The 8,338-nt window shown below is 47.2% G+C and carries 6 protein-coding genes; all 6 read left to right on the top strand.

The window, feature by feature from the left end; all coding sequences use genetic code 11:
* The coding region (locus N902_RS0112105) for a hypothetical protein (RefSeq protein WP_027371139.1) at positions 1-273 on the top strand (273 nt) is incomplete at its 5' end.
* Positions 274-1,340: 1,067 nt separating this feature from the next.
* Positions 1,341-2,147, top strand: coding sequence for a tyrosine-type recombinase/integrase (locus N902_RS20395; protein WP_244147419.1), 807 nt, complete (start codon positions 1,341-1,343; stop codon positions 2,145-2,147).
* Between the two features lie 56 nt (positions 2,148-2,203).
* Positions 2,204-3,301, top strand: coding sequence for a hypothetical protein (locus N902_RS19760; RefSeq protein ID WP_153304210.1), 1,098 nt, complete (start codon positions 2,204-2,206; stop codon positions 3,299-3,301).
* A gap of 436 nt (positions 3,302-3,737) precedes the next feature.
* A complete protein-coding gene (locus tag N902_RS0112080) occupies positions 3,738-6,263 on the top strand; it encodes a DUF3987 domain-containing protein (RefSeq protein ID WP_027371135.1) in 2,526 nt (841 codons plus the stop codon).
* Entirely contained in the window at positions 6,260-6,928 is a 669-nt protein-coding gene (locus tag N902_RS0112075) for a hypothetical protein (RefSeq protein WP_027371134.1), read from the top strand. Before N902_RS0112080 ends, N902_RS0112075 begins: the two co-directional genes overlap by 4 nt.
* Before the next feature lie 5 nt (positions 6,929-6,933).
* The gene (locus N902_RS0112070) at positions 6,934-8,283 is read left to right on the top strand and encodes a DEAD/DEAH box helicase (protein WP_051564551.1); all 1,350 of its coding nucleotides are present in this window, start codon (positions 6,934-6,936) and stop codon (positions 8,281-8,283) included.
* Positions 8,284-8,338 lie beyond the last annotated feature (55 nt).

Below are 8,338 nucleotides of genomic sequence, written 5' to 3'. Positions count from 1 at the left end.
GCAGAAAGTCACAGCCAAAATGAACCTACAGTGGAGAGCGTCTTGAACCTGATGGTAACAGCTCTTGGTCTGAGCCAGGACTTTCTCCAAAAATCAGCCTTCAACAAATGCAAAGAACGAATCGAAAGGCTGCTGTCATCAGTAAGCTATATCGGCCCCCTCATGAAAAGATTTCATGAGGCCCTGGGCGCCAGAGACGATCTGGACGTGGAACAAAAAGAGCAGGCTCTCAACCAGATTGAGCAGCTTATACATGAAACCGCCGTGGCTTGAATGTGTTACCCGCTGGACCGGATTTTGTTCGAATTTTTATTGCAACAGCACAGGTAAGTTTTTGTTCTTGACTAAATTGCTTGTTGCCCATGACACTTCCTCCTCTGGTTTAAGCCGGGAGAAAGTGTTACCCTGATTCAAGCCATTTTGTCCGGATTTTTATTACCAAAAACAATTACTTACCTACCCCGACCCATACCCCTAGAAAACGTATAACGCTTAAATTTGGGGCAAATATGGCCGTGTGAGAAGCGTATAAAAACGTATAACGCAAATGTCCTGTAATATCAGATAGATGAGAAAAGCGTATAATAGATGTATAAAGAAAAGTGTATAAACGAAAAAAGCACTTAGGGAATTTCCCTAAGTGCTTGAATTTCTTGGTAGCGGGGCCAGGACTTGAACCTGGGACCTTCGGGTTATGAGCCCGTTAGTTCATCTTTCACAATAAGACACGCAAGTTTGAAAAAGACTTGATAAGAGAGTATGTTATTGCTATGCTGCTTTCAGTTCAGATCACTTAAAATCATCTTGTTTCCCTTCTTTTTTAGGGATAATATAGGGACAAAAAATTAAGTGAGGAATGCATGGCAAAGTGGCATAAGACCAAGTATCCAGGGGTTCGGTACAGGGAACACGCCACAAGGAAACATGGCGTGCAGTACGATAAGTATTTTGTTGTGCGCTATACCCTAGACGGCAAACAGCATGAGGAGGCTCTGGGGTGGGCAAGTGATGGATGGACGGCTGAAAATGCCTCAGAAGAGCGGGCAAAGCTCAAGCGGGCACAAAGGCTTGGTGAGGGTGCTCAGACATTGGCAGAGGCCAGGGATCAGGACAAGGCCAGACGAGAGGAAGAGAAAGCCAAAAAAGAGCAGGAAGAACGGGATGCCCTAACCTTTGGACAGTTTTGGAATGACACCTACAAGCCCCATGCTGAGGCACACAAAGCAAGGCAGACCTCCAGAACTGAAGTCAGTTATTACAACTTGTGGATCAAGCCTGATCTTGGGGGGAAGCCCTTAAAAAAAATTGCCCCCCTGGATCTGGAACGTATCAAAAAGAAGATGATGGACAAAGGGAAGAGCCCTAAGACCATTCAGCATGTTTTAGCTATTGTTCGACAAGTCATAAACCATGCAAATATGCTTGGCTTGTATCAGGGTGAAAATCCAACCTTGAAAGTCAAGAAGCCAAGCGCGGACAACCGGCGCATACGCTTTTTGACCTATGATGAAGCTGAAAAGTTGCTGAATGAACTGCTCAAGTACAGCCAGGATCTGCATGACATGGCTTTGCTTGCCCTGCACTGTGGCCCGCGTGCAGGTGAAATCTTTAGCTTGACCTGGAAGGACATTGACCTTGACCGGGGGCTTGTGACCCTCAGGCATACCAAGAACGGGCATGTTCGGCATGTGCCCATGACTGACCGGGTGCTGGAAATGTTCAAAAATCGTGAGCTTATACGGGACCAGGAAAATGAGCTTATGCGAAACAAGGAAAATGATCTTGTGCGGGACAAGGAAAACGACCTTGTGTTCCCTTCGCGCAAGGGGAGCAAAAAGAAAGAGGTGAGCAGTTCTTTTGAACGTGCTGTCAAGGACCTGGGTTGGAACAAAGGGATAGAAGATTCCCGGCAGAAGGTGGTCTTCCACAGCCTGCGTCACACATGCGCTTCTTGGTTGGTGATGGCCGGAGTGCCTCTCTATACAGTCAAAGAGTACCTGGGTCATAGGCAGATTAGCCAGACGGAACGCTATGCCCATCTTGCTCCTGATAGCTTACAGCAAGCGACAGCAGCATTGAACGGAATCCAAAGCAGGACAGATGACGAGAAATTGCTTGATGTTCAAAACAGGAAGGTCATCTCCTGAAGGAGATTGTCTTAAGGTGGTTGTGGTCCGGGTTACAATTAGTTTGGAGTCCGAATATGAGCGTGAACGTACACCGAGAATGGATGTCATTGGAAGAGGTGTGGGGTCACATGATGGAAGATCCATATTATGGCATTGAGCCAGGTCTCATCACTCCAGATCAGTTTTTGACCAGATTCAAGGATTCGGAAATATGGGTAGAGTCAACTAAACAAGATCTGGATAAATTAGGGCGATATATTTGGATAAATCTCCATTGTCCACTTTGTAAAAACCCCACTGCTTGGACATATGTTGAATTTCCTTGGACAATTTGCTGTGAGGGGTGCAAATGTAGCTTTCGCGTTGAAGACTATGTGAAGGTTCGTGATCTAGATAAAAGTTATTTTTCTTATCAAGAGATAGAAAAAAGATCTATAGATCAAAATTTTAGAGTGCCTTTTCCATACGATGATTCACCTCAATTGAGGCTTCTCCATATATGGCACGGCCTTGATGGACTTCCTTTATACCAAAAAGATCAAAGTGGAGAGTGCAAGAGAGTAGAAGCTTTTGGTCCTGACTATATTGAAATGATCCGGAATCAAGAGATATGTATTGATAATTGTTATCTTAATTGCAATGAATTTGAAGACTTTCTCCTGGATCAAAAGCTTCCTCTTCCCGTTTTTTGGTTTCCATCATCGCCTGTCAGCACTGAGCAGTATATAGATGAAAAATGTATAGAAGCGGATTTTGATTTGCTTAGAGAACTGAATCAAGTCAATAAGAAAATTCAAGAATGGCAACAAGTAAAATCTGAGACAGTTTCGGATAAAACAAAGAAAGATCAGGCTATTAAAGAACTCTCTGTAAGGTGCAAAGACATCAGCATACAACTGAGTACTAATGAAAAATATCAACTTGATGAGGATGAAGAAAAAAAAGTTATGTGTGCCTTGATCAAGCGAAAACAATGTAAGCTAGATAATAATAAATGGAACTTTAGCAATCATGATGTTGCGGACCATATTTTTGATCCAGTCTCTAGTAGAAGTATTGGTCGGTGGGCAAACAAGGGGGAAGAGATAATTAACAATAAATCCGTAGACACAGCTAGGTTTGAGCATCAAGTAGAGGAATACGTTTCAATGCTCAAGGCTCTGCATAGTTAAACTAAAAGCACACTATTTCTAAGCCCCACAAAAAGGTGTCTACCCAGACAGGCAAATTGTCAGGGTGGACACCTTTTTTTATGATAAAAATCAGAATGTTAAAAACCGAATTTTTGCGCTTTGTCTAGGAGTGTCAGGCTGACTGTCATTCCTCAGTGGGTATATCCTCCAGACTCATAATGACGAGTTATGAAAAGGAGGAAGACAGAATGAAGCAGCAGGTCCATTACACCCGTGAACAGTTAATAAGATGGCTAAAGAGTCGTTGGCCTGATGTCAGTTGGGATAAAATTGAAAACGAACTGCCTCCAATAATATGGAGATCCAGGTGGGACAAGCTTGCTGAGCGATTTGGCTTGCCGTATTCGCGAAAATACGTCCAAAACTTAGACTCACTAGGTCAAGGGCCTGGGAGTATAGACGTATAGGAGAGAGTATGACGCCAAAACTGAACACAAGCTGTAATAATCCTATCGATATAAGCAGCTCGATTCAGGAAATTTTAGAGAAGTGTGGCGGAAAAGTGATGGCAGACGGGACTGCAATGGTTAATTGTCCAGCTCACGATGACACAAATCCATCACTCCACGTCACTGACGACAACGGACAACTCCTGCTATATTGCTTTGCTGGATGCCCCCAGGAAACGGTCATTCAGGCAATGAAGGATAAGGGACTCTGGCCAAGCAAAAATGGCAACAGATTGCCCCCAGGGATATTTCCGACATGGGATAAGGGAGCAAAACGGCTTACATCTTTATGGTATTACAAGGACTATTCGGGGACAATTCTTGGGTGCGTTGCAAGATATGACTCTGAATTGCTTGGAAAATCAATCATTCCATACTTCAAGAAAAGCGGTAGTAAATGGAAATCCGGCGCTGCCCCCAAGCCAAGGCCTTTGTATGGGCTGCATGAGCTAGCCCGGAACACAGGTCTGACCATACTTATTGCTGAGGGTGAAAAGGCAGCAGAAGCTGCACGAGGACTGGTAGGTATGGAATATGTCTGTATGACTTGGCCGGGTGGCAGCAATGCGGTTGAGCAGGCTGATTTCTCGCCCCTGTCAGGCCGGGAAGTCATTATATGTCCAGACGCAGATTCCCAAGGAGAGAAAGCTGCCCTGGTGGTTGCTGAGAATTGCCAGAAGGCAGGGGCCAAGAATGTCTGTGTCGTCACTCCCCCCAATGATGTTGAAAATGGCTGGGATTTGGCAGATGCGATATATGATGGGTGGACCAGGGAGCAGGTACAGCAGTGGATTGCCAATAATGCCAAAACCGTGGAGCAAGACCCCGAGGAATCCCAGCAGGAGTCTATAATGTCTCTGCCTAGCTTCCCTTTAAATGTAATGCCTGACTACTTTCAAGCCCCCATACAGCAAGCTGTAAAGGCATTCTCTGTCCCACCAGAGGTCCCGGCAGCAACTCTGCTTTCTCTTGTCGGTGCACTTATCGGACGATCACGTGCAGTTGTCGTCAAGTCCGGATGGACGGAGCATCCCAATCTATACATCGTTATTGTAGCTCCCAGCGGCATGGGCAAAAGCCCATGTGTACGCACATTCATGAAGTCCATTTTTCGGGAAGAAAAGAGACGTTTTGACGAATTTCAACAGGCCCTGGCTCAGTATCAAGAAGAAATGAATGTCCGTAGGCGCATGAAACAAAATGAGCTTGGACCTCCACCTGAAAAGCCGACCTGGAAACAGATTTATGTGGAGGATGCCACAGAGGAAGCACTTACAGATGCCCTAAGCGCAAACGCAAAAGGTATTCTTTGGTATGTGGACGAAATATCAGGTCTTATCATGAACCTAGGTCGATACCGAAATGATGGGAAGTCAGACGGCCCCAAAGCTAGGCTTATGTCTGCATACGATTCAGGACCCTGGAAGCGGACTCGCAAATCCGGCGATAATGCATTTATAAGCCATGCCTGTCTGTCCATCCTTGGCACATTGCAGCCGGCTCTCCTTCCAAATCTTTTTGCCGACATAGATGCAGCATCTGGCTTTCTTCCCCGGTTCATCTTTGTACGGGCAGAACCATCAGGACCACCTCTTTGGACAGATGAATCTTTTGACGGCGAATACCGCGAGCGGATCGACCAATTGGTTGGAGATCTTATGAGCAGGGAAATGGGCGAGGAACCTGCATACGTTGGCCTTACTAAGGAAGCCCAGTCTCTATATCGGGAATGGTACAACGAACAGGCCAGGGAACCTTGGGTGAATTTTGATGCTCAACAATATGAGGCCCTGTCTGCCAAACTCCGGGGACAATGTGCGCGGCTGGCCCTTATCCTCCATGTGTTGGAATGTCATGCCCAAGGCATGGACGATACCCAGCCAATACAACCGGCCACAATGGAGAGAGCACTCATCCTGGCTAACTGGATCAAGGCCCATCAGCGACATATATGGCAGGCACTGGCGCAACCTGAGCAGATTTCTCAGTCCAGCCCAATTGAAAAACGGATTGCAACTGCCATTGCGGATCTGGAAGGGGAAATTTCGGAAGGAAAACTTCCCATTTCCCGTATCACTGAACAAGTAAACAATGGTGCAGAGAAGGCATATCAAGTCAAACCAGAGACAGTGGGCAAAGGCCTTAAAAAGATCGGCTTGCACTCCTCAAAAGGGACTGGCGGCAAGAGGCTCGTTCACATTTCAGACCAAAAGCTAGAATCCTTAAAACAAACTGCCTCACCAGCCACTACTGCCACTTTTTCAGAAATGACACGGAGTGCGGGCGGGTGGCATGTTCAAGAAAACCGCCACTACTGCCACCAAGGACCAAAAGAAGGAATGGCAGGTGTGGCAGGTGAAAAAGCCCTGCCACTATCTGGAAACCCGCATGAATCAAGAGAAAGTGGCAGGTGTGGCAGCAGTGGCAGGTCTGAAGGAACAGAAAACAAACTTGACTTCAACAATGCGAAATCCCAGCGGGCGAAGATATGAGCACTCCATTGTCCTACCTCAGGTCAATAGATGTGGTGGTCAGCCTGGACAAAAACGGTTTTCTTGATGTCCGAGCTCAAAACCGAATGTCTCAACAAGCCTGGGACGAGGCTCTGGAGTTTGCCAGGGAATTCAAGCCAGAAATTATCCAGGACCTGTACTTTGAGCTTGAGCTGCAAAACCTTCTCCAGGGAGTAGGTGCCAAGATCGAGCCCGGACCCAAGTTGGTATTTGTTCCCCCCCCTGGATGGTCCAAAGGTGAATCGGGAGAGATGGGATCTTGCTATGGAGCTGGAGGGAGCCTTTTGGGAAGCATATGGAAAGGAGTTGATATGATACGTTCCTCAATGACTCAGATCAATCTTATGAAGATGTACAGTTGGGCTGAAGATTTAATTACTGATGGCAGCTATTCCATAAACGAAAAGCCTTCGACTGAAATCGACCATGTAGACCCTGAGAGAAATAACAGGGACCAAGTAAAAAACACAGAATGTCACACAGAACTTCATGCGAATTATCCGTTGATTGATGGAGGATTAACATACATCGATCAGAAATTGAAAGAGATGGAAATCAGTATGGAGAAGATGAAGGTCCTGGTACAAAGAATACAAAGAGCACGGGCACAAACACGTAGTTATGTCCCTCATTCAAGGTGGTGAAAATTATGAAAGCAACGATATTAAAAGTAAAAGATAGAGCTGAACTCTATATTCAGCGAAAAGATGTCCTCCGAGGTATCAAGAAGGCAATGACCTTGGATAATCCTCAATACGTCCAGGCACTGAAGTATGGCCGTTTCACTGACCATCTGGACCCCAAGATCCACCTCTGGGAAGAAATCGAGGACGGAATCATCTTCCCTAGAGGGTGGGCGCGTCAGTGTTTGTCGATGCTGAGACGACATGGGATCAAGGTTGAAATCGAGGATCGGCGGCGGACGCTGGAGTCCATCGAGATGGAGTTCTGGGGACAGCTGAGGCCCTATCAGCAGCAGGCAGCACGTGCAGCTCTTGGCCGTGAGTTTCGGGTGATCTGCATTCCGGCAGGAGGTGGAAAGACTGTGGTCTGTTGTTATCTTATTTGCAAGACCGGGCAACCATGTCTGATCATCGTGCATACCCTGGAGCTGGCCTATCAGTGGATGGACAGGGTGAAGCAGTTTCTTGGTGTGGATTGTGGTCTGATCGGAGATGGACGGTTCGATTTAAAGGACATCACCATCTCTACTGTGCAGACAGCCGCCAAGCACACCGAGGAACTTAAGGAGAGGTTCGGTCATCTGGTCGTCGATGAGGCCCATCACACCCCGGCCAGCACATTCACCAATCTGGTGCAGAGTTTTGACTGTCGATACATGACAGGATTAACGGCAACTCCATTCCGGAAGGATCGACTCGGGAAGATTATATTCCTGACCCTGGGGGATAAGGTCTATGAGATCAGCGCCAAAGACCTACAAAACTCCGGCGACGTGGTGGCTCCTGAGGTCCACAGCAGAACTACAGGATTTACCTTCTGCTACGAAGACAACTACCCCGAAATGCTCAAGGCCCTGACCCTGGATGCATCCCGAAACGAAATGATCGCCAATGATGTGGCCAATGCCTCTGGACCTGAGAACGGTATGGCCCTTCTCCTATCTGATCGCGTCGCCCACTGCGAAACCTTATCCCAACTGCTCACAGATCGCGGAGTGAATAACCGGGTTCTGACCGGCAGGACACCAAGGGCTGGGCGGCAAAAGATCGTTGACCTGGTCCGAAGCGGCGACATTGATGCATTGATAAGCACAGTTCAGTTGATCTCAGAAGGGTTTGACGTTGACGGTCTGGCGCAGCTCTATTTGTGCACGCCAATGAAGGCGAAGGCCCGGATCATACAGGCAATCGGTCGGGTGTGCAGGCCCAAGGATGGAAAGAAGGCCAGGGTCGTTGACTACATCGACGAGCATGTTCCTGTCCTTCAATATCAGGCCAAGAGCAGGCAACGTGCGTTGGCTGAGGTGGTGGCATGAAAACGTACATCGACATGGATCTCGAATGACCAAGGGCTGTGTGCCCTACTCATGG

The sequence above is a fragment of the Desulfovermiculus halophilus DSM 18834 genome, assembly GCF_000620765.1.
Lineage (GTDB): Bacteria > Desulfobacterota > Desulfovibrionia > Desulfovibrionales > Desulfothermaceae > Desulfovermiculus > Desulfovermiculus halophilus.
This window is presented reverse-complemented; position numbering and strand designations above follow the sequence as displayed.